This window comes from Streptomyces cahuitamycinicus (assembly GCF_002891435.1).
Lineage (GTDB): Bacteria > Actinomycetota > Actinomycetes > Streptomycetales > Streptomycetaceae > Streptomyces > Streptomyces cahuitamycinicus.
Window position 1 is genome coordinate 1 of sequence record NZ_POUC01000894.1, and the last position, 886, is coordinate 886.

1 protein-coding gene is annotated in these 886 nt (G+C 74.0%); it reads right to left on the reverse strand.

The genetic code is table 11. The annotated features are described in order from the left end of the window. Positions 1-886 (reverse strand): CPBP family intramembrane glutamic endopeptidase (locus tag C1J00_RS43725; protein WP_342751823.1); only part of this gene is annotated, 886 nt, incomplete at both ends.

The following is an 886-nucleotide window of genomic DNA, read 5'->3' on the forward strand; positions in this document are numbered from 1 at the left end:
GCTCGGGGCCGAGAGGCGCTGCGGTTGGTGGCGCCGGGCGAGCCACAGCACGATCGCGGCGTAGAGCAGGTCGGTGGCGATGGCGGCGAGGGCCAGCGGCCAGGGCGCGTCGGCCGCGGTCTCGTCCGACGACAGTCCGCCGACGAGCGCTGCGGAGACGCCGAAGGCCAGCAGGTTGTTCAGGACGTGCAGGGCGATCGCCGCTTCCAGTCCGCCGGTGCGGATCGTGAGCAGACCGGCCACCAGGCCGTTCACCAGCAGGCCGAGGAAGCCCCACCGGGTGCCCCAGCCGTGGGCCGCGGCGAACAGTACGGCCTGCGGGATCACGGCGAGCCAAGGGGAGCGCACGAACGCACCGGCCGCCTGGAGCAGCCAGCCGCGGAAGACGTACTCCTCTGCCGCGGCCTGCAGCGGGACGAGGACGGCCAGCACGGCCAGGGCCACGAGGAAGGAGCGCAGGCCCACCCACGTGTCGGACTCGCCCGAGTCGCCCGGCAGGAGGAAGCCCGTCACCGTGAGCAGGAGGAGGGGCAGCAGCCCGGCCAGCAGACACCACCCGAGCCAGCCGGTGCGCAGCCGTCCGGTGACCGACGTGACGGTGCCGACGGGCCGTCTGGCCGGCCACAGGGTGGCCAGCAGCACCAGGGGCAGGGCGATCGCGATGGACACGAGGTCCATCGCCGTGTTTCCGAGTGGCCCTAAGTCGGCGCCGCCGTCGGGCAGTACGGGGGCGCCGAGCGCCGTGCCGAGGCCGTGGCTGACGCCGAACAGCACGAGGATCGCCACGAAGTAGGTGACGGCCAGCAGCAGGGTCCCGACCCAGGCCCGCCACCAGCGGTGACGGCCCGTGGCCCGGTCGAGGCGGTGGTACGGGTGGCCGTTGGGG